The sequence below is a fragment of the Deltaproteobacteria bacterium genome, assembly GCA_026388545.1.
Lineage (GTDB): Bacteria > Desulfobacterota > Syntrophia > Syntrophales > UBA2185 > JAPLJS01.
In genome coordinates this window covers 1-21,396 of record JAPLJS010000022.1, presented here as the reverse complement: position 1 = coordinate 21,396, position 21,396 = coordinate 1, and the positions used below count along the sequence as shown (strand labels likewise).

Genomic DNA, 21,396 nt, shown 5'->3' with positions numbered 1-21,396 from the left:
CACTAAATAAGGAGACGCAGATGAAGAAAATAATCATTTTTTTGTTTATGGTGTCATTTGTGTTGACTGGTTTTCAGCAGGTTGAAGCAAAAAGAGTTATGGAGCTGAAAATCGGCAAGGGCGAAGCGAAAGTTAACCTTTTAGAGGGATCTGCGCAGGTTCTTCCAGCCAGGGCAAAAAAATGGCGTCCCTTGAAGGTGGGAGATATCCTTAGGGGAGGTGACGAGGTTAATACAGGGCGTAGAGCAAGGCTGGAGCTTTTCTTGCCTGACTATTCCAGTGTTCGTTTTGCCGGCAATTCTCATTTTAAAATTCTTCAGATTGAAGCTGGCGGAGAGGCTGCTCCGAGGAATATGAAATTTCATATGGCTGTTGGGAAGACTTGGGCCAATGTGAGCAAGGCAGCGGGGAAAAGGGGCCAATTTGAGCTTCAGTGTGAAAATGCCGTAGCCGGTGTCAGGGGCACCATTTATCGCGTGAATGTTGAGGAAGATAAGTCTGCCACGGTAAAGGTGTACGACGGAACGGTGCACGTTTCTGGCGGTGGGCCGGCGATGGAGACGCCGAAGATGATCGGTCCTCCTACTAAGATTGCCGGACCCAAGCCGATTCCCGGCCCTAAGAAAGTTACCATGGAGGAGTGGGTATTTATTATTAAATCGATGCAGCAGATAAGAATTGCTGCAGATGGGACGGCGGAAAAACCACGGGATTTCACTGAACAGGAAGATCGGGATGAATGGGTGGACTGGAACAAGGTGAGAGATCAAGAGTTAGGATCAGAATAGAACCATGGAATACATTCCAGAGGATAAACCGGATAGAACAAATCAATGAATATCCCCAATCTGTTGACACTGTTGAGAATACTTCTTGTCCCTGTTACGGTGATCTTTCTCATGCAGGGTGCTTTTACAAAGGCACTCGTTGTTTTGGCTATTTCGGGGATCACTGATGCCCTTGATGGTTTCCTTGCCCGCGTATTAAAGCAACAAACCGTGCTTGGTTCATATTTGGATCCCATAGCGGATAAGGCCCTCCTTGCGAGTTGTTTTGTGACACTTTCTATAAAAGGTATAATTCCGGGATGGGTCACGGTCATTATAATCAGCCGGGATTTTATCATCCTCGTCGGCATTGCCATCCTCTCAATCATGTCGATTCCGTATGAGATCCGTCCGTCATTTATCAGCAAGGTAACAACGGCTTTGCAATTATTCACTCTATTGTTTTTCCTTGTATTTCGCATTCTGCCGGGATTGATTGATTTTATATGGCTCTTGGTTTTACAATGGCTCACAGTAATTTTTACCATAATTTCCGGGCTGAATTACATGTTCAGGGCGGTTAAATTAAATACTAACCAGGCATAGGCTGTTATGAGATGTGCCGCAGAATAGATAAACCACAATATTTGCTTGACATAACGCTGTTTTGCTGTTAAAAATCATTCCCTTCTGTTGGGGAAACCCTGATGTAGGCACGTAGCTCAGGGGGAGAGCGCCATCCTGACGCGGTGGATGTCCAGGGTTCAAATCCCTGCGTGCCTACCATTTTTATCAGTTAATAAAAACAAAATATGACGTGTTAATTGTTGGTGAGGGCATCAGCAGAGTATATGTGGTGATGCCCTTTCTTATAGAAACATGACATAGAGACTCGTAAAATTGAAATTAGGGTGCACTTTTTTTGTAGGCTATAATCATTGATGTATCTGGAAGACAAGGGTTCGTTTTATGAATGAAATCAGGATTACATTGCCGGATGGTTCAGTTAGCGAATGTCATCGAAGTGCAACGGTTAAGGATATTATTGCATCGTGGAAAAATGAGATGCTTTCTTCAACAGTTGCAGCGAAGCTGAATAGTGCCCTTGTGGATTTAAGCCATCCCATTAAGGAGGATGCATCTCTTGAGGTGATTGAGATTTCATCAAAAGAGGGTTTGGCGATCCTCCGGCACAGTATATCGCATGTCATGGCACAGGCTGTCCAGGATACATTCGAAGGTGTTCAGATTTGTATAGGGCCTTCCATAGAAGATGGTTTCTATTATGACTTCGAATATTCTGAGACCTTTACCCCTGAAGACTTTGAAAAGATCGAAGCCAGAATGCAAGAGACGGTAGCTTCTGATTATCCTTTTTTACATCGAGAGATGTCAAGAGAAGAAGCCATTGCTCTGTTCAGGGATAAGGGTGAATCATATAAGGTGGAACTTATCAATGATTTGCCGGAAGATATAAAAACAGTCACTATTTACAGCCAGGGAAGGTATGTGGATCTGTGTCGCGGCCCCCATATTCCGTCCACGGGAATGATCAAGGCTTTCAAGTTGTTAAGTGTGGCGGGGGCATACTGGCGGGGTGACGAAAGAAATAAGATGCTTCAACGCATCTATGGGACGGGGTTTGCATCTGAAGAAGCACTTGCCGAATATCTCCGTATTGTTGAGGAGGCTAAGAAAAGGGATCATCGGAAACTGGGAAGAGATCTGGACCTGTTCCAGGTGAATGATGAAGCAGGACCAGGGTTGATCATATTTCATCCTAAAGGAACCATGCTACGGACCGTCATTGAAGACTGGGAAAAAAAAGAACACTTGAAACGTGGATATGAAATGGTCATGGGGCCACAGATCCTGAAAGTTGATCTATGGAAGAAATCAGGGCATTTTGATCATTACAGAGAGAATATGTATTTCACAGAGGTAGAAAATCAGGGTTATGGAATAAAACCGATGAACTGCCTCTCTCATATGCTGATATACAAATCGAAGATTCGCAGCTACCGTGACTTACCGCTCAGGTATTTCGAGCTTGGTACCGTCCACCGGCATGAAAAAACCGGAGTTCTCCATGGTCTCATAAGAGTACGACAGTTTACACAGGATGATGCTCACATCTTATGTACGCCGGAGCAATTGAATAGCGAGATTATAGGCATTGCGAATTTCGTAAGTTATGCCATGAAAATTTTCGGTTTCGACTACGATGTAGAACTGAGTACACGGCCTGAAAAATCCATCGGTTCCGATGAAGACTGGGAGATGGCGACGTCAGCATTAAAGGACGCCTTAAGAGTCAACAAAATGGTGTATGAGATTAACGAAGGAGATGGTGCTTTTTACGGACCCAAAATTGACTTCAAGATAAAGGATGCACTCAACAGAAAATGGCAGTGTGCTACCATTCAGTGTGATTTTACTCTTCCGGAACGGTTTGATCTCAGCTATATAGGCGCCGATGGAGAGAAACACAGGCCGGTAATGCTGCACAGGGTGATCCTCGGTTCCATAGAACGGTTCATGGGTGTGCTGATAGAACACTATGCCGGGGCTTTTCCAGTCTGGCTGTCGCCGGTTCAGGCGGTTCTAATGACCGTGACCGACAGACACATTCCCTACGGTGAGGAAGTATTCATAAAATTGGGTGATGCGGGGATTCGTGTGGAGAGAGATTTCAGGAACGAAAAACTGGGGTATAAAATTAGAGAGGCACAGATTCAAAAAATACCTTATATGCTGGTAATTGGCGATCGGGAGATGGAATCGAACCGGGTATCTCCCCGTGAACGGAGCGGCAAAGACCTCGGCGCCATCGGTGTTAATGAATTTATTGGCCTGGTAAAGGAAAAGTGCGCACAGTATCAGTAGTTACGGGATGAAAATCCTAAGCATTAAAGATTAATATTCTGAACGATATCAAAATGCAAATGACCGAAACGTTGAGAATTTCGATATTAGGATTTACTATTACAGGAGGTGACATATAGCTAAGGATTTAAACATAAATCAGGAAATTAAGGCGACTACCGTCAGGGTTATTGATGAGGGTAAACAATTGGGTATTATGTCTCTGGCGGAAGCACTGGATGTTGCTGCTAAGGCGACTTTGGATCTGGTTGAGGTTGCTCCCAATTCTACACCACCGGTTTGCCGGATTATGGATTATGGGAAATTCAGATACCAGCAAAGCAAGAAACTACAGGTCGCAAAAAAGAGTCAGAGTATCATTCAGGTAAAGGAGATCAGGTTAAGACCGAAAACTGATGAACATGACCTGCAGGTAAAAATCAAACATATTAAGAAATTCCTCAGCCAGAATGATAAAGTGAAGGTTACCATGATGTTTAGAGGTCGCGAAATGGCTTATACTGAACTGGGTAGGAAAATCATGGAGGATGTCCAAAAGGCGTTAGCAGATGAAGGTATTATTGATCAACATCCTCGGCTGGAGGGAAGAAGTATGGTTATGATGGTGTCGCCGAAGAAATAGAGTGAAAGGGGTGATTTAATGCCAAAGATAAAAACACACAGGGGAGCGGCTAAAAGGTTTAGTCTTACGGGAAGTGGTAAGGTGAAGAGGAGTAGGGCTTATGCGAGCCATATTCTTACGAAAAAAACGACAAAAAGAAAAAGAAATTTGAGAAAGTCTACCATTCTCCACAAGAGTGATACCAGAGGAATAAAGATGTTAATTCCGTATATGTAGGAATGAAATATATGGTGTAGATAAAAATATTTTTGAGTTTGGTAGAATAATTCAGCAATGCGTTTTTTATAAGAAGCGGGGAGATCAGAAGAAATGCCAAGAGTAAAAAGAAGTATCACTGCTAAGAAAAAGAGACGAAGAATTCTGAAAATGGCAAAGGGTTTTTTTGGAGCGCGGAGCCGTTTATTAAAAACAGCCACGGAAGCCGTGGAAAGGGCAATGAAGTATGCCTATCGGGATAGACGAGTACGGAAAAGAGATTTCAGGAAACTGTGGATCACAAGGATTAATGCGGCTGCACGAATTCATGAAATATCATATAGCCGTTTAATCGACGGCATGAAAAAAGCGGGTGTGGAAATTGACAGAAAGATTCTCGCCGAGCTTGCCGTTCATGATCCTCGTGGATTTTCTGAAATAGTCAGTGTAGCAAAGGGTAAACTGCCGACATGCTAAAAGAACTTGAGGAACTTCAAAGGCAAGCTGAATCTGAAATAAGCATTGCAAAAACTGAAGGGGAGTTCCTTGCTGCAAGAACCAAGTATTTAGGAAGAAAGGGGATTCTGACAAAGTTTCTTCGCAACCTCGGAAATATCGATCCGGAAAAGCGACCTTTAGTCGGGAATCGTTGTAATGAAATTAAAGATACGCTTACGGAGAAGCTTGAGAATGCCCTGAAAGCTATCACCACTCTGAAAAAGGAAGAAGCCCTTCTTCGTGACAGCATCGATGTAACACTCCCTGGGAGAAAAGTCAGGTATGGCAAACTCCATCCCATAACTCAGGTTTGTCAGGAGATTTGTGACATATTCGCAGGGCTTGGTTTTTCGGTTGTCGAAGGTCCGGAAATTGAGCTGGACTATTACAATTTTGAGGCCCTGAATATTCCCCAAAACCACCCTGCACGAGATATGCAGGATACATTCTACATAGAAGATAACATAGTACTGCGTACACATACCTCACCTGTTCAGATCAGGGTCATGGAAAAGCAGAGGCCGCCGGTGAGAATTCTTTCACCCGGTCGGGTGTATCGTCCCGATTCGGATATCTCTCATACACCCATGTTCCATCAGATTGAAGGTCTGCTGGTTGATAGGGGTATCACTTTTGGTGATTTGAAAGGTGTTCTTACATCATTTCTCAAACAGATGTTTGGTGAGGGTACGGCGCTCCGATTTCGCCCCAGTTTTTTCCCCTTTACCGAGCCGAGTGCTGAGGTTGACATCAGGTGTGTCATGTGCAATGGCGCGGGATGTCGTGTATGCTCTCAGAGCGGCTGGCTTGAAATCCTTGGATCAGGGATGGTGGACCCCGAGGTATTTAAGAATGTACATTACGATCCCGAAGAAGTTTCCGGTTTTGCTTTCGGCCTTGGCCTCGAGCGGATTGCCATGCTTAAGTACGGGATATCGGATATCCGGTTGTTTTTTGAAAATGACTGGAGGTTTTTAGAACAATTTTGATACAGGGATTAGGGTCCAGGGATTAGGGGTTATGTTAGTCAGTCTCAGATGGCTTAAAGATTATGTGGATATCAGGATTTCACCCGCTGAGCTTGTCGATCGGCTGACAATGGCAGGATTTGAGGTAGAATCCATCAGGGAGACGGGCCCTTCCTTTACTAATGTCGTCGTTGCAAAGATTCTTTCCATCAAACCTCATCCTGATGCAGATAAGTGTATCCTCTGTGAATTGGCTACCGGTGATAGTACCTATCCTGTGGTCTGTGGCGCCGGTAACATCAGTCCCGGTGATGTGGTTCCTCTTGCGAAAGTCGGGGCAACCATACCGGGAGGGTATACGATAAGGAGTTCGAAAATCAGAGGCGAGGTATCGGAGGGGATGCTCTGTTCAGAGCAGGAGCTAGGCATCGGCGATGATGCTACGGGGATAATGATTCTCCCGGATAACCTTACCATCGGTCTTGACCTGGCGGAAGCCCTTGATTTGAAGGATACCGTTCTTGATATCTCGATAACACCCAACCGTTCCGACTGTTTGAGCATTATCGGAATTGCCCGTGAAGTTTCGGCAATTACAGGATCCAAATTGAAATATCCCGATAGTACCGTGCAGGAAAATGAGGAGGATATAAACCGTATCACATCGGTGGAAATCCTCGACACAGATCTCTGTCCCCGGTATAGCGGCAGAATTATAAAAAATGTTACGATAAAACCTTCACCCCTCTGGATGCGCCGGAGATTGGAGGCAGTAGGCCTTCGTGCAATCAACAATATTGTCGATATCACCAATTATGTGATGCTGGAGTTGGGTCAGCCGCTCCACGCGTTTGATTACAGGTTTCTTGAAGAGGGGCGTATTGTGGTCAGAAGATCCCGCACGGGAGAAACATTCACATCTCTTGATGAGAAGGAGCGTATTTTGGAAACCGATACGCTGATGATCTGTGATGGCGTCAAGCCTGTAGCCATTGCCGGTATCATGGGTGGACTTAATTCTGAAGTTAAAGAAGACACAGAGATGATTTTTCTGGAAAGTGCTTATTTTGCCGCGCCTTCTATTCGTAAATCGGCAAAATTGCTGGGAATGAATACGGATGCCGCATTCAGGTTCGGTCGTGGTGTAGATCCTGAAGGCGTGATCAGGGCGCTTGACAGGGCGGTCCAGTTTATGACTGAAATTTCCGGTGGGACTGTTTGTAAAGGTTACATTGATCAATATCCGCGAAAAGTTGAAACAGCAACGGACATCCCTCTCCGAATAAGAAGGGTCAATGAGATCCTGGGAACAGATATTGAAACCGCTGAAATCATAAAAATCCTGGAAAGTATAGATATGGTTGTTTGCGGGGAGGAAGACGGGATTTACCGGGTGACTCCACCCACATATAGGGTAGATATCACGAGGGAAATCGATCTTGTCGAAGAGATAGCGAGACTTTATGGTTATGACAGTATCCCTGTAACACTGCCCCCCGTTTCTGTGGTAACTGTATCAAAGGATCGTAAAGAGATTCTCATAGACAGGTTACGAGAGATTTTAAGAGGAGCCGGATACTCAGAGATAATCACGTACAGTTTTGTCTCCACCGACTCGGTAGAATGGCTGGCACTCAAAGAGGATGATGAACGGCGAAAAAGAATAAAAATAAAAAATCCTCTTTCTGAAGATCAGTCGGTAATGCGAACGACGCTCGTGAGCAGCCTCCTGGAAACGATGAAAAAAAATGCTCATAACGGTTGTTTCGATCTCAAGGTGTTTGAAATTGGCAGGGTCTTTTTTCACCGTAAGGAGGGTGAGCTTCCCGTTGAAAAGAACCTGCTTGGCTGTCTTATCACAGGCCAGTTGTATGATGATCTCTGGTCTTCAAAAATGTATGCAGATTTTTTTGATTTGAAAGGATGTATAGAGAACGTCTTTGATGGTCTGAAGATTTCAGATTTAATATTCAGGTCTGATTACAGGGAAACATTCCTCAATTCCGGGAAATCATGTGGGATATATGTTGGTGATCAATGTATCGGGTTTTTAGGGGAAGTGCATCCTGATATTCTCGTGAGGATGGATTTAAAGAATGTGGCTTATGTCTATGAAATTAATTTAGATATTCTGGAAAACCTTTTTACCGGCGAGATGCTCTATAAAGAACTGCCAAGATTTCCGTCAGTCGTAAGAGACGTGGCTTTTATCGTTGGCCAAGAGTTGGAAGCGCAGAAAATACTTAATCTTGCCATGGATATGAATAAAGAATTACTTGAAAAAGTAAGTATTTTTGATGTATATTCCGGTAAAAGTATCCCACAGGGGATGAAGAGTCTTGGGATGAGGTTTGTATACCGTTCATCTGATAGAACATTGACAGATGAAGAGGTGAGTCAGATGCACGCCGGGATCGTAAAAAGCATTGTTGATTTGACCGAGGCAAAAATCAGGGGAGAAGAAAATTAGATATCTGTAAGAATGGGGGAGGTTAGACATGACAAAGATTGATATTATTCAGGATGTGTATGAGAAACTGGGATTTTCAAAGAAGGATGCGGCGAATATTGTTGAGTCGGTTTTTGAGATTATGAAGGATAGTCTTGCGCGTGGTGAAAAGATAAAGATTTCTGGATTCGGTAACTTTTCTATCAAAGAAAAGAAGTCTCGGAGAGGCAGAAATCCCCAGACTGGCAGTGAAATAGAGATATCGGCGAGAAAGGTATTGACTTTTAAATCGAGTCAAGTGTTACGTAAGGCGCTGAATGGTTAAGCTTCAAAGGGCAAAGAAGCTCTAATCAAGAAATTCTGAATACTAAGCGAATCCAAAATACAAGTAATACAAATCCGAGCGTTGCTTGAAAGCGTATACAGCGAGCTTCAAAAGTCGATGTTCGATCTTGATCTTGTTTGGAAATTAGGATTTAGGATTTTCAATGGATGTATCAATTCCGGATAAGGAATATTTTCGTATTGGAGAGGTCAGTAAGATCCTTGGCGTAGATACGTATGTCGTCAGGTATTGGGAATCCGAGTTCAAATCGATAAAACCAATACGAACTAAGTCCGATCAACGCCTTTATAGGAGAAAAGATTTAGAGGATCTGTTGATTATCAAAAATCTCCTCTATACCGATAAGTTTACCATCAGCGGTGCTAAGAAACAATTATTAAAGATGAAGGACGTGATGGCACAGCCGGATAAGGATCCTGAAAAACAGAGGCTTGTTGAGATTAAAAAAGGATTACTGCAGATAAAAAAAATACTAAGTTAAGAAAAGTAAAGAGAAAAGGGACAGGCAAGTTTTCGCTAATGAAAAAGTAACCTGCCCCTCTCTGTCCTTAATGTTTGGTTGATCTTTTGGATGCCTTGATCGGATTGAGTTTTTGCGTGGATTCTATAATTTCTCTCTTGATATGTGAAGCTGTTGGACAGTTTCCAGAAAGCCATTTACTGGTAGGTTCAGGATAGACCTTGCAGTACTGACCGGCCGGGCAATCTATAATTTTATTGCAACCTTCGCACTTATCAACAATAGTGTGACAATTACCTCCATTAAATCCACAACCTTTCTTGGTCATGAAGGCGCATTCTGAACCAACCTTGATGGTTTGACAGACCATTGGAATCACCCCCTTTCATATTTTTTTATTTGCTCTATTGGTAATGTAGTCCTTCAAAAGTTGAATTAACTAACAAAAAAAATAGTTCATGTCAAGAGAATAATTACATTACATTAACGTTCAAATTATGCAATAATAACAACATGAATGACCTATCGAATGAATTGACTTCATATCACAATCATGTTAGGCAAAATCTCTGTTAGCAGAGAATTTGAAAAGGGCAAAAAAAAGGTGAAGAGCGGAGGTTAATTGAATCCGGCATGGTAGAAATAAAAACATTTGAGATAAAAAATAAGCTGGGCCTTCATGCGAGGGTTGCAGCGAAGCTGGTCAATGTATCAACACGATTTAAGTCCCGGATATTTTTTGAAAGGGATGGTAAGGTCGCCAATGGAAAGAGTCTCCTTAGTATCTTAACATTAGCCTGTCCTTTAGGAAGTCGAATAACAATCAGAGCAGAGGGGATAGATGCAAGGGACGCTATTGAAGATATTGGGAAACTAATAGATGAAAAATTTGGAGAAGATTGATGAATACTGATGTCGGGAAAAAATCATTTGTTCTCAAAGGTATAGGTGTCTCACCCGGTATCGTGATCGGAAAAGCCTACTTGTATGATCGCTTTAATACCCAGGTATCTTTTTACAGATTGCGGGATAAAAGTCTTGTATCCCAAGAGATTAAACGGTTCAGAGCGGCACTTAAGGAATCGGAAAAGCAGCTTTTGGAAGTAAAAAATAAACTATGTGAACTGGCCGGGAGGGAACCATTATATATCATCGACGTTCATATCATGATCCTCAAAGACAAGATGTTCATCAATCACACGGTTCACTATATTAAGGAAATGTGTATCAATGCGGAGTGGGCCATTAAGATGACCATCGACAGATATAGAGAAATCTTTGAAAAGGTAGAAGACGAGTATCTTAAGGGCCGGGTCAGCGACATTCGATATGTGGGGCAGATGATTTTGAGGAATCTTACGGGAGATGAGAAAGAAGGTATTCCGGATGTTGGTAGAAAGGGTATCATCATCGCAGTGGATCTTTCACCTGCCGATACTGCACAGATGATGATCAATAAGGTTCAGGGATTTGCGACAGACATGGGAGGGAAAACGTCCCATACGGCTATTGTGGCCAGAGCGGTTGAAATTCCCGCTGTTGTTGGTTTGAAATCCATTACGAAAATGGTGCAATCCAACGACGACATTATCGTTGACGGTTCTGCGGGCCTTGTTGTTGTGAATCCTGATCCCGAAATGATTAAGGTTTATGAAGATAAGCAGAAACACTTTGAGAAAGCCCAGAAAGATTTTCTGAAATACGCCCGACTCCCTGCAGTGACGAAGGACAATTATAAAGTGGAAATAGGTGGGAATATCGAGTTTATTGAGGAGATTCCTTCCGTCATATCCCATGGGGCCGATGGCATTGGTCTTTACAGAACGGAATTCATCTACATAAATAAGGAACAACTGCCGACAGAAGAAGAACATTTTTCGCACTACAAAAGTGTCGTTGGCGTAAAAGATTTAAAATGGGCGACTATCCGAACATTTGATTTAGGTGGTGATAAGTTTTTTTCCGACCCCAAGTTGGCCAAAGAGATGAATCCTCAAATGGGCCTGAGAGCCATCCGCTTCTGTCTCAAGGAAGTGGACGTGTTTAAGGTGCAGTTACGGGCAATTGCCCGCGCCAGTGTTTTTGGCAAGACGCGGATCATGTTTCCCATGATCTCAGGGGTTGAGGAAATACGAGAAGCTAAAAAAATCTTTTTTGAGGTTATGGATAATCTTATTTCCCAGGGTATCCCTGTGGGTGACGATATTGAGATCGGAGTCATGATAGAAGTTCCGTCTGCTGTCATTATTGCCAATGAATTGGCAAAAGAAGTGGATTTTTTTAGCATTGGGACCAACGACCTGATTCAGTATGCACTGGCTATCGATAGGATAAACGAAAGGGTAACCTATTTATATGAGCCCCTCCACCCTGCCGTCTTAAGGCTCATCAAGCAGGTGGTTGACATCGGTCATAGAGAGGGTATACGGGTTGCCATGTGTGGCGAAATGGCTGGTGAACCAGCGTATATCATGATTCTTTTAGGGCTTGAAATTGATGAGTTGAGCATGAATCCGCTGGCGATTCCGAGGGTAAAAAAAATTATAAGAGGCTGTACCTTAAAGGAATCCAAAGCCCTGTTGGAAAAAGTCATGACATTTTCATCGGCCGCTGAGATAAGGGAATTTGTCTATAATTGCATGCGGGAGCGGTTTCCTGCAGAATTTCCGCTGAACGGGACTTAAGAGGTCAAACAGCAAAAGACACATGTCTGATGGCCTCGTGAAGGTTAAACAACGTTTGTTTTTTACGAAGCCGAAAATTATTTAACCAGTTTGCGACCGGGAGCGCATCCTGTAAACCCCGCTTTGCAGGAGGCGGTGAAGGAGCGCAATCTAACAATATTTTTCTTGCCGGAAACCCCATCCTGTGGTCGGTGAGATTTATCTTTATTTACGAGATCAGCATGTCCGTCCTGTCAAAAATTAAAACGTGGACAACCGCAAGGGAATTTTTTGCGGGATGCCTTTATCGGGAGGACAATTTCCCCCTGTTCTGGCTTGTCAAAAAAGTATTGTCCAAAGTCGAACTTGCCGATGAGTATGTCGAGGCATTAAAGAATTTCTCCGATAACGGGACAGTCATTTATGCAATAAAAAATAAAAGTCAGCTCAACAGTCTCATTATTCGGGAACTTTCCGCCAGAAAGGGTATACCCAGACCCATTTATTGCCACGGAATCAACATGATTTTCTGGCAGCCTTTTCCTGCGGCTGTTAGGGTTGTTTTTTCAATACTCTTTCATTTCCTTTTCAGAAAACCCATTCTGGATGTCTCCAAGAAAGACTATATGAATCGAATCATTATGGAAAGGAAAAGTGCAATTATCCATCTTGGAGATTCAGAATATTTTGAAAACCGGTTCACCCGGGAAGCGATCATCAACTTGATTAATACTCAAAAGACCTTGAATGTTCCCATCTACATTGTCCCGGTCATGATTACCTACGGAAGAAGAAGGGAAAAAGAGAAGGAGAGTTTAATCAATATATTGTTTGGCCAGACGGAAGACACAGGTGCGCTGCGCAGGGTGATAACATTTCTCCGTTACTCCAATCAGGCCACAGTTATATCTGCAGATCCGATTAATCTTACGGAGTTCGTTATTAAAAACAATGGCATGACGGCAGAGGCAATAAGTAATGACCTGAGAAGAGAACTGATAGACCGGATCGAGGAAGAGAAGACAAGCATTGTGGGACCTGTTTTAAAGTCAAGGGAAGAGATTATCAGCATGGTTCTTAACGACGGGAACCTCAATCAGTCTTTAGAAAAGATGGCAGCCCATGGGACGAAAGACCATGATGCCCTTGTCAAGGGAGCGGAAAGGTACATCCGGGAAATTGCTTCCGACTATAATGATATGTTTATTGAGATCTGGGAGATATTCCTGACGTGGCTGTGGAACAATATTTATGATGGTGTAGTGGCTGACAAGGCTGGACTGGCAAAAATAAGAAACATATCGAAAAAAATGCCTTTTGTCATTATTCCCTGTCATCGTAGCCATATTGACTATCTCCTTCTTTCTTATGTATTTTACAAACATAATATACAAATGCCGTTTGTTGCCGCCGGCACCAATCTGTCATTCTGGCCTTTAGGATACATCTTTCGAAAATCGGGAGCCTTTTTCGTTCGCCGAACCTTTAAGGGGAATATCCTCTATGGAGAGGTATTTGCCAAATATCTGGAGGTCCTTATAAAAGAGGGTCTTCCCATTGAGTTTTTCATAGAGGGGGGACGGAGCCGTAGCGGGAAGATGGCAATGCCTAAGTTTGGTCTCCTTTCAATGCTTATCCAGGCTTATAAGAAGAACACCTGTGATGATATGGCGGCAATTCCGGTCTTCATTGGGTATGATCGGGTTCTTGAAGAAGAATCCTACTTAAAGGAGCTTGGGGGAGCGCCTAAAACAAGAGAGAAGACATCAGATGTAATCAAAAGTCACAAAGTGCTGAGGAAACGCTACGGGCGTGTCTATGTGAACATCGGTGAGCCACTCTATCTCAAATCGTATCTTGCATCTCAGGAGATACCTTTTGAAGATATGACATTAGAAGAGAGGCAGAGCCTCTACAGGAAGATCAGTTATGAAATTACCTTGGAAATCAATAAGGTATCGGTTGTTACACCCTTTTCTCTCATTGCTGCCGGTTTGCTCTGCCATGACAGAAGGGGAATATCTCACGATGAGCTGATGGGTGTGTTGAATATATTCTACGAGTACCTCAGCGACAGAAAAGTAAGCTTTGCTGCTACTCTTGTCAATAAAGAAAAGGCTTTTATCGATGCCCTCAGCATGTTTGATCAATCAGACATTATATCCAAGATGGGGGCAGATGAACTGGAACAGGATGAAATAGAAGAAATAGTGTACTCCCTGGATGACAATAAACGGTTGAAATTAGAGTACTATAAAAACAACATCCTTCACTTTTTCATCCCCATAAGCTTTGTAGCCTCGTCATTGCTTTCAAGCCATGAGGATGTGATACCCTTGAACCAGATCGTGAAAGATTATCAGTTTTTCAAGAGGCTGTTCTGGCATGAGTTCATCTTTGACGACCAGAAGGACGATTTAGACGAGGTAAATGATGTCCTCTCTTATTTGAACGACAGGCGCATGATCAGCAGTTTCGAACGCGATGGACAGCCTCTGGTCGAGGTAAAGGGTAGGGGAAGGATGAATCTGATGCCTTTTGCCGGTTTGATACGCAACTATATCGAATCGTACTGGGTAGTAATCAGAGGTTGTTTGTATCTGAAGACGGGAGCAAAGCCGGGAAAAGAATGGATGAGGAACATCCAACGGTTGGGTGATAAGATGTATAAAAAGGGCGAGATACGGAGAGCGGAAGCGCTGTCGCAGTCCAATTATCAAAGCGCCATGAACTTCCTCAAGGATGCGGATATTTTGTTTTTTCCCGAAGTCGGTGAAAGAGATGATAAGAAAGAATCAAATCTCTGTAAGCTCACCGGAAACAAGGTGGAAATGGATTCACTCCGACGTCGATTGTTCGAATTCCTATAATGACAGCGTCGCATAAGTTTCATTGCTTTTGTAAGGTTATCACTCTGATTTTTTACCCAATCCCCGCTTCTGATTGCCATGGTGCATTACTCAGTTTTTATTTGACATCCCTGGCTGTACATGCTAAGGAGCGCCACGCAAATGGATAAGGAAACGAGGAAAACGGCCATCCAGTTGGCACATGCCAGTAGTATCGGCATTGCCATGGTACTGGCGATCTTCGGAGGCCTTTATCTGGGTGTCCATCTTGACAGGAAGTTTGGAACCGGATACAAATTTACCATTATCTTATTATTGATTGGTATTTTTGCCGGATTCAGAAATATATTCGTTTTAATAAAGAAAATATCCCGGGATGAAAAACCCGTAATAAAGTATCTGAAAAATGAACCACACAGAAAAAGACCCCCTGCAAAAGAAGATTGAGATTACAAACTGGATCATCATGGGAATATTGCTCATGCTCAGTTTTTTCTTCATGCCTTACAGGTTCACCCTTGGTATGGTATTAGGTGGTTTTATAAGCATTGTAAATTTTCACTGGCTTGATCGGGATCTGCGAAAGGTTTTCAGCAGGCTTTCAGAACGGTCGGGTTCTTTCGTGATGGTTAAGTATTTCATCAGAATTACCGTTACAGCTTTTGTTCTTTATTTCATCATATCTGCGGATATTGTTGATATAATAGGCTTGCTGATTGGACTTTCGACAGTAGTCATTACCATGGTATTTACCGCAATTGCGGCATATTCAAAAAAAAATTGCCTTGAGGAGGTTAGTTAAAAAGATGCATTCTTTTTCGTTTTTTGATTTCCTTTCTACAAATTATCATATTCCGCTGCATGTGTCTTATGCCTGGCTTATCATGATCTTGCTTACCCTGTGCGCCTATCTGGCGACACGCCGGATTGATATCTTCCCGGGCAAGTTCCAGAATGTTATGGAAGTCGTCATCAGCGGTATCGATTCTTTAATAACCGATACCATGGGGCATGAAGGAAGAAAATTCTTCCCCCTGATTGCCACTATCGGACTTTTTATCCTTACATCGAACCTCATGGGGCTCATTCCCGGATTTGCATCTCCAACGGCAAATCTAAACACAAATGCTTCCATGGCGCTCATCGTTTTTGTCATGACGCACGTTATGGGGGTCAAGGTTCATGGGGCCAAATATATCAAGCAGTTTATGGGCCCCGTGTGGTGGTTAACGCCGCTTATGGTACCCATTGAAATAGTCAGCCACTTGGTCCGTCCCCTGTCACTCACCGTGCGACTTTTCGGAAACATCGAAGGTGGACACATTGTTGTAGCAGTTTTATTCTTGTTGGCTCCTTTCCTGATACCGATACCAATTCTCTTCCTCAAGGTATTCATATCAGTTATCCAGACACTCGTCTTCATGTTGCTTTCCATGATGTATATTGCCGGCGCAATGGAAGAAGCGCACTAAGAATTTTCAAACACACCTGTAATAATGCGATGAGGGGCTAAAACCATGAGTGGTTTTAGCCCCTTTTTCATGAAAAGAGTAGAGTCGTTTCATTATTTATATGATGTTATAAAAGATATGAACTCTTGAAACAGGGGTTTCGTCTGATCGTCTGCTACCTGCCCCCCGTACGTTTCTTCCTGAAAAAGAAAAAGGCGGATGAAGAGAAAATCAACCGCCTTAAAACCATCACTGAATTAAATAAACTTTCAATTCCTGTGCATTATAGACATGGTGTTATCCTCGCAGCGGCCAACGACGCCTTTCCTGTATATCTCAAGAAACAAATAAGCGGGATGGTCGCCATTTAGGCTTAGATGTAATAAAAAGGGTTTGAGTCAAGAGCAGACTTGACCCCTTTCCCGACCTTGAGGGGTGGATTTTCCTATCGCCTGCATCTTTGCGATGCCGCCCGGGGTTATAGGGGAGCAATTCATATTTCGCGCATCCCACGCTTCGAATAAAATCGGCTATCTGCCGCAGATTTTCTTCCGTAGCCGTGATACCCGGTATGAGAGGCGTTCGCGGAATGATACTTACAATTCCATCATCTGAGAGGGATGCGAAATTATCCAGTATTTGTTCATTTTCCACTCCCGTGTATTCCCTGTGCTTTTGCGAATCGAACAGCTTAATGTCGTAAAATATGAGATCGATATGGGGAAGCAATTTCTCCTTGAACTCTTTAATATCAAACTCGCCTGACGTTTCTATCGCGATGTGTATGTTGTCTTCTTTCAACTTTCTCATCACTTCGCTGAGGTAATCCATATGAAGCGTCGGTTCTCCCCCTGAGAAAGTTACCCCACCACACGATGTATCGTAAAATACCCTGTCTTTTGTAAGTTCCGCCGCCAGTTCGTTGATGGGATAATATTTCCCCACGATCTTCAACGCCGTAGACGGACATTTTTCCGCGCACACTCCGCAGGCAACGCACTTTTCCCTGATGACCCTGCCGGGATGGTTCATCTGTGCTGCGTTTTCAGTGCATACTTTTTCGCAGTCGCCACAGTTTATGCAGAGGGCTGGATAAAAGGCAATCTCCTCCTCCGGGCTTAAGGATTCAGGATTATGGCACCATGCACATGAAAGGGGACAGCCCTTGAGAAATACCGTTGTTCTTATCCCCGGACCGTCATCAAGGGCGAACCGGTGAATATCAAAAACAAGCGGCCTTGCGGCAGGGATGTTCATGCAAGCAGTTCCTGAGCCATAATCTTCAGGTGATTTGCCATATAGGCGAACTTGTAGAGATAATTGAGGTTGCCATCGAGGGTCACATCCTGACGCAGTATGGCGTTTAATATATCGGGTTTTGGAGAGAAGATAAAATTCCTCAAGGCTGCCGGGTTTTTGAAAAAAACCGTAATACTCGGATTGTCGATCATTTTCTCGTCGACTTTCATTTTGCCGTTGTGGAAAACTGCCGCTACCAAAAAGGAGTTGTCCCTGCCCCTGAAAAGGTAACTGCCGTTAAAATTCTCGATGTTTTTCCGGTAGCTGCTGCTGATGAGAAAAACAAGACTCATTCCTTCCAGCAGAGCTTCGAGAATTTCTTCTGTAAATTCGGACTCAATCCCCGTGAGCAGTTTTTCCATGGCCGGTTTTGCTTTGTGAGACAAGTTTGCTATTTCTTCCAACATATCTTCTCCTTTTCCTGCCTAAATCATGCAGGGACAAGTTTAAGCATCTGGGAAGGGATTGGCTTTCCCCGTAATGATATCATATTGCGTCCGCGTGATAATTTCGTCCTTCATGACCTCGTTTAAATCCTTGAAATAAGCTGAGTAGCCGGAGACCCGCACAAGCAGTTCCGGATAATTATCCGGATTCTTTTTCGCATCGGTGAGCATTTCATAAGACATGATGTTGAACTGTATATGCAGCCCGCCACTACGAAAATATGCCTCTACGGCGGCGCCGAATCTTTCTATGTCCGCTGTGTCTTTTATAAACGGGATTTTAAGATTAAGCGCCTCACCGCCGGGTATGCAAAGATTATCAAGACCTCCCACGGCCCTCATGCACGTGGTCAATTCCGGGGCTGCCTGAGATACGGGAGTAATTCCGCTGGCAAAGGCCTTGAATGCCTTTCTGCCGTTGGGCAGTGCGCCCGACATTTTCCCCTGTCCCGCGTGGTTGGTTGTGGACCAGAAGGCAGGCCGGTATTTGCCCCCCCGGTAATTCGTATGGCTCTGGTATGTGTCGAAAAGAAAACGGATGAGATTGCGGGAATTCTTGATTGCTATGGGATCATCCGTACCGTATTTCGGGGCTCTATGGATAAGGTAGGCATGGAGTTTATCATACCCTTCAAAATCGGCAACGAGTGCTTTGAGAAGTTCATCGAAGCTGCATATCCTGTCGATGAAAACCGCCTTCTCAATCGCGGAAAGTGAGTCCACCGTATCGGCAAATCCGATATGGGTAGCTCCGGAAGAGTTGTAGAGCGCGCCTCCGAAAATCAGGTCTTTGCCCTTTTGTACAGGTCCCTCAAAGAATGCCGAAAGCAGGGGAGACGGCATGATCTCCTGATGCACTAAACCGAAATATTCGTTAAGCAAAATAGCCTGCTCAATGAGCCATTTCAGTTGATTCTTAAATGCCTCCCAGAAATCTTCAAAGCTCTTGAATTGAGCAGGGTCGCCGGATTCGAAGCTGATCACCTCATCACCTGTGACGGGCCTCCTGCCGTTATAGAGCGTCAATTCGAGCGCGGACACGACGTTCAGCATGATGGAGCTCGATGAATCATAGCTCTTTCCCGCGGTAGCCAGCTCTACGCAGCCGATTACAGCATAGTCCCTTGCGTGTTCCAATTTTGTTCCCTGGTTTTCGAGGGTCTTGATGTCCGCGACGTCATTGTGAAACGCCGGTACTGCCTTTGTGTTCGCAATGACTTCCGCGACCCGGTCACGGTATTCCCGGGTATTTTTCTCATAGTGATAGCGGGCATTCATGTTCGGATCGCGTGTTTTCAGAAGTTCGGTGATCCGCAGCATGATATACGTCAGGTCATTGACCGCGTCTTCCCCGTTTTCATCAACTCCGCCTACTGTCACCGCGGGTACCGTTCCCGCGCCTCCCCAGAGTTCCTCGGCGGTTTCGGGGACGAGATTGGTATTGTCGTTGAGCTTCAACCACAGGCAGCCGATAAGCTCGGCCGCTTCCGTTACGGTTACCGTCCCGCTGTCGATGTCGTTTTTATAATACGGATACAGTATCTGGTCGAGCCTTCCCGGGCTCATGGCCATATTGATATTCTCCGCGTGGACCGCTACCTGGGCAAGCCACAGGGAGTTGACCGCCTCGCGGAACGTCCGGGCGGGTTTCGCCGGCACCCTTGCGCATACCTCCGACATCTTTAGATAATTATCCCGCCTGGATGGGTCCGTCTCACCCTTAGCCAGTTCGGCGGCCTTATTGCTCAGATTCTGTACGTAGTTTTTTATCCCTTCCATGGCGATTGCGACGGCCTGATAAAACGCCAGTTGTTGCATATTTTCCGCGGTGAGTGTGCCGGTATTTTTTATCCGGGTCTCCGATTCTTTGACATCGGCAATGATCCCGTCCAGTCCCTTTTCAAGGACTATTTGGTAACACGGTACCGTGTGGGAAATGCAGCCCGCCTTGCCTGCGATGAAAAACACGATGCGTTCGAAGAGCCTCATGCATTCGGGATTGTTATACTTATTCCTTGTATATTCCAGGATATTGCGGTCCATCCAGTAAGGGAAGATATCAAAATTCAGTTCGTCCCTGTCGCTTTCTGAAAGCCTTTGGGGGTTCTTTTCCCTTTTGCCGATAGTATCGAGTTCCGGCCAGATGGCCATTCCCGTAAACTCCGGATATACCGGGGCGCCGAAGAATTTTGAGGTAGTCGTCCCGGCCAGCAGATTGTCATCGAAGAAGAGAGGTTCCTTGTTTGAAAGGAAATGGCTGACCGCCTTTGCATACCGGGTCTCCATCGGTTCCTCGGGTGAAGACATGTCCCTTAGATACCGGGTAACATACCGTGCGCGCTCAATACAGACCTCGGAATTTGCCTTGATACTTTTGTCTCTCAGCATTTTCAGGCGCGGCATACTATCGAGGGTTATATCTTTTAACCGTAAATCGTTCAAAGTAACGCTCCCCATGATTGACTCCTTCTTTTCCGCTTCCCTTACGTGTATATTTTTTAAATCCGCAATCCTTCGCTTTACGGATGCGGACTTATTTAATTGTCGTTATGCGGGCCGAGAATTTTTTAAGCCAGATGCCGAAGGCTACCGACGATATGGCGAAGTAGCCCATAACGGCAAGCCATGAAAAGAAAAACGAGCAGTTATTGAACATCGTCGTCGTTTCTTTCGGGACTGCATGATACTGCGCATAGGTTCCAACGTGATACCAAGTGAAAGGCCAGAGGATAAAGGGCATCAGGGTCATAATAATACTAATAACAGTCATTGTACCGACAATCCGGTCTTTGCCCTGAAGGTAAAGATTGTGAGCAATACTGTAGCTCGCACTGCCTATGATTATCATTATCATATAAAACGCGATATAAAAGTATGAAACTAAGGGGTTCATTGCCGGTTTTTCCACCCATTCCCACCAATACATACCTTCCCACGCAGGCCAGCAGATGAGGAGAAAAAGCCCTACCGGTGCAAACATGAGAGAAAAGTAGGTAACAATAGGCCCCATCAACCTATGCGTAAACTTGTTAGTCTCATTTTTAAGATACGTCTTGCTTAAAACTGCAAAAATCTGACCTGCCGCAAATGCACCCGGTAAATCAACCTGTACCATATCAAACCTCCTTTTATCCCATTTGCAAAATCCCTCTAAATCTCCTTAAAATAACCTGAATGTATTTTTACTTATCTTTGATGGTTTCGTAATAAGTCTAATTTCATCCCTATTTGTCATTCCCGTGAAAACGGGACTCAAGTCTTTTCAAATGGTTAAACGTTCATGGATCTCCGCCGGAGCCTGCCCTCGAAAGTATTTGTCGGGGGCGGGAATGACAGACTTTTTACGAATTCGTCATCTTTGACGACATCGTAAAAAGTCACACGGCGGTTCTGGAAGCGCAGGCCATATTTCCAGTCGCCGAGTCGAAAATGTAGCTGAGACAGCGCCACGGGCTCAGAAAACGCTCTTTGACAGCCAAAATAGTGGAACGGATGGA

Annotated in this window: 22 protein-coding genes, 1 tRNA gene and 1 pseudogene; 18 read left to right on the top strand and 6 right to left on the bottom strand. The window is 44.2% G+C overall.

The window, feature by feature from the left end; genetic code table 11:
* The 11 genes and pseudogenes from NTW12_02115 to NTW12_02065 all read left to right on the top strand — a co-directional run.
* Positions 1 to 788, top strand: a 788-nt coding sequence (locus NTW12_02115) for a FecR family protein (GenBank protein ID MCX5845145.1), incomplete at its 5' end; no start/stop codon positions are given.
* Between the two features lie 45 nt (positions 789 to 833).
* Positions 834 to 1,373, top strand: a complete 540-nt coding sequence (locus NTW12_02110; GenBank protein ID MCX5845144.1) for a CDP-alcohol phosphatidyltransferase family protein — start codon at positions 834 to 836, stop codon at positions 1,371 to 1,373.
* A 105-nt stretch (positions 1,374 to 1,478) separates the two neighbouring features.
* Positions 1,479 to 1,553, top strand: a tRNA-Val gene (locus tag NTW12_02105).
* Positions 1,554 to 1,736: 183 nt separating this feature from the next.
* Positions 1,737 to 3,653: a threonine--tRNA ligase gene (thrS, locus tag NTW12_02100; protein ID MCX5845143.1), complete on the top strand. Its 1,917-nt coding sequence runs from the start codon at positions 1,737 to 1,739 to the stop codon at positions 3,651 to 3,653.
* Positions 3,654 to 3,768: 115 nt separating this feature from the next.
* Positions 3,769 to 4,275 (top strand): translation initiation factor IF-3, encoded by a 507-nt coding sequence (infC, locus tag NTW12_02095; GenBank protein MCX5845142.1) that lies wholly within the window; start codon positions 3,769 to 3,771, stop codon positions 4,273 to 4,275.
* A gap of 18 nt (positions 4,276 to 4,293) precedes the next feature.
* Positions 4,294 to 4,491 (top strand): 50S ribosomal protein L35, encoded by a 198-nt coding sequence (gene rpmI, locus NTW12_02090; protein MCX5845141.1) that lies wholly within the window; start codon positions 4,294 to 4,296, stop codon positions 4,489 to 4,491.
* Between the two features lie 93 nt (positions 4,492 to 4,584).
* A complete protein-coding gene (gene rplT, locus NTW12_02085; GenBank protein MCX5845140.1) occupies positions 4,585 to 4,947 on the top strand; it encodes a 50S ribosomal protein L20 in 363 nt (120 codons plus the stop codon).
* Positions 4,941 to 5,957 (top strand): phenylalanine--tRNA ligase subunit alpha, encoded by a 1,017-nt coding sequence (pheS, locus tag NTW12_02080; protein ID MCX5845139.1) that lies wholly within the window; start codon positions 4,941 to 4,943, stop codon positions 5,955 to 5,957. Before rplT ends, pheS begins: the two co-directional genes overlap by 7 nt.
* Positions 5,958 to 5,988: 31 nt before the next feature.
* A complete protein-coding gene (pheT, locus tag NTW12_02075; GenBank protein ID MCX5845138.1) occupies positions 5,989 to 8,406 on the top strand; it encodes a phenylalanine--tRNA ligase subunit beta in 2,418 nt (805 codons plus the stop codon).
* 28 nt (positions 8,407 to 8,434) lie between these two features.
* A pseudogene (locus NTW12_02070) lies at positions 8,435 to 8,707 on the top strand (integration host factor subunit alpha).
* A gap of 166 nt (positions 8,708 to 8,873) precedes the next feature.
* Entirely contained in the window at positions 8,874 to 9,212 is a 339-nt protein-coding gene (locus NTW12_02065) for a MerR family transcriptional regulator (GenBank protein ID MCX5845137.1), read from the top strand.
* Positions 9,213 to 9,279: 67 nt separating this feature from the next.
* On the opposite strand, the gene NTW12_02060 is transcribed toward NTW12_02065, so the two are convergent.
* Positions 9,280 to 9,561 (bottom strand): PxxKW family cysteine-rich protein, encoded by a 282-nt coding sequence (locus NTW12_02060; protein ID MCX5845136.1) that lies wholly within the window; start codon positions 9,559 to 9,561, stop codon positions 9,280 to 9,282.
* A gap of 263 nt (positions 9,562 to 9,824) precedes the next feature.
* Between NTW12_02060 and NTW12_02055 the strand changes: the two genes are divergently transcribed.
* From NTW12_02055 to NTW12_02025, 7 genes are all read left to right on the top strand, one after another.
* Positions 9,825 to 10,094, top strand: a complete 270-nt coding sequence (locus tag NTW12_02055; protein MCX5845135.1) for an HPr family phosphocarrier protein — start codon at positions 9,825 to 9,827, stop codon at positions 10,092 to 10,094.
* Positions 10,094 to 11,875, top strand: a complete 1,782-nt coding sequence (gene ptsP / locus NTW12_02050) for a phosphoenolpyruvate--protein phosphotransferase (GenBank protein MCX5845134.1) — start codon at positions 10,094 to 10,096, stop codon at positions 11,873 to 11,875. Before NTW12_02055 ends, ptsP begins: the two co-directional genes overlap by 1 nt.
* Positions 11,876 to 12,096: 221 nt before the next feature.
* Positions 12,097 to 14,724 carry a 1-acyl-sn-glycerol-3-phosphate acyltransferase gene (locus tag NTW12_02045; protein MCX5845133.1) on the top strand — a complete coding sequence of 876 codons (2,628 nt, stop codon included), beginning with the start codon at positions 12,097 to 12,099 and terminating at the stop codon, positions 14,722 to 14,724.
* Positions 14,725 to 14,865: 141 nt separating this feature from the next.
* Positions 14,866 to 15,150 carry an AtpZ/AtpI family protein gene (locus NTW12_02040; protein MCX5845132.1) on the top strand — a complete coding sequence of 95 codons (285 nt, stop codon included), beginning with the start codon at positions 14,866 to 14,868 and terminating at the stop codon, positions 15,148 to 15,150.
* Complete coding sequence (locus NTW12_02035) at positions 15,110 to 15,505, top strand: ATP synthase subunit I (GenBank protein MCX5845131.1); 396 nt, start codon at positions 15,110 to 15,112, stop codon at positions 15,503 to 15,505. Before NTW12_02040 ends, NTW12_02035 begins: the two co-directional genes overlap by 41 nt.
* Positions 15,506 to 15,509: 4 nt before the next feature.
* Positions 15,510 to 16,175, top strand: coding sequence for a F0F1 ATP synthase subunit A (gene atpB / locus NTW12_02030; protein MCX5845130.1), 666 nt, complete (start codon positions 15,510 to 15,512; stop codon positions 16,173 to 16,175).
* A 125-nt stretch (positions 16,176 to 16,300) separates the two neighbouring features.
* Positions 16,301 to 16,525: a hypothetical protein gene (locus tag NTW12_02025; GenBank protein MCX5845129.1), complete on the top strand. Its 225-nt coding sequence runs from the start codon at positions 16,301 to 16,303 to the stop codon at positions 16,523 to 16,525.
* On the opposite strand, the gene NTW12_02020 is transcribed toward NTW12_02025, so the two are convergent.
* The 5 genes from NTW12_02020 to NTW12_02000 all read right to left on the bottom strand — a co-directional run.
* A complete protein-coding gene (locus tag NTW12_02020) occupies positions 16,491 to 17,411 on the bottom strand; it encodes a glycyl-radical enzyme activating protein (protein ID MCX5845128.1) in 921 nt (306 codons plus the stop codon). The genes NTW12_02025 and NTW12_02020 overlap by 35 nt on opposite strands.
* Entirely contained in the window at positions 17,408 to 17,860 is a 453-nt protein-coding gene (locus NTW12_02015; protein ID MCX5845127.1) for a hypothetical protein, read from the bottom strand. The genes NTW12_02020 and NTW12_02015 overlap by 4 nt, the downstream gene beginning before the upstream one ends.
* Before the next feature lie 39 nt (positions 17,861 to 17,899).
* The gene (locus tag NTW12_02010) at positions 17,900 to 20,356 is read right to left on the bottom strand and encodes a hypothetical protein (protein MCX5845126.1); all 2,457 of its coding nucleotides are present in this window, start codon (positions 20,354 to 20,356) and stop codon (positions 17,900 to 17,902) included.
* Between the two features lie 76 nt (positions 20,357 to 20,432).
* Positions 20,433 to 21,014 carry a hypothetical protein gene (locus NTW12_02005; GenBank protein ID MCX5845125.1) on the bottom strand — a complete coding sequence of 194 codons (582 nt, stop codon included), beginning with the start codon at positions 21,012 to 21,014 and terminating at the stop codon, positions 20,433 to 20,435.
* Between the two features lie 155 nt (positions 21,015 to 21,169).
* Positions 21,170 to 21,396 (bottom strand): hypothetical protein (locus tag NTW12_02000; protein MCX5845124.1); only part of this gene is annotated, 227 nt, incomplete at its 5' end.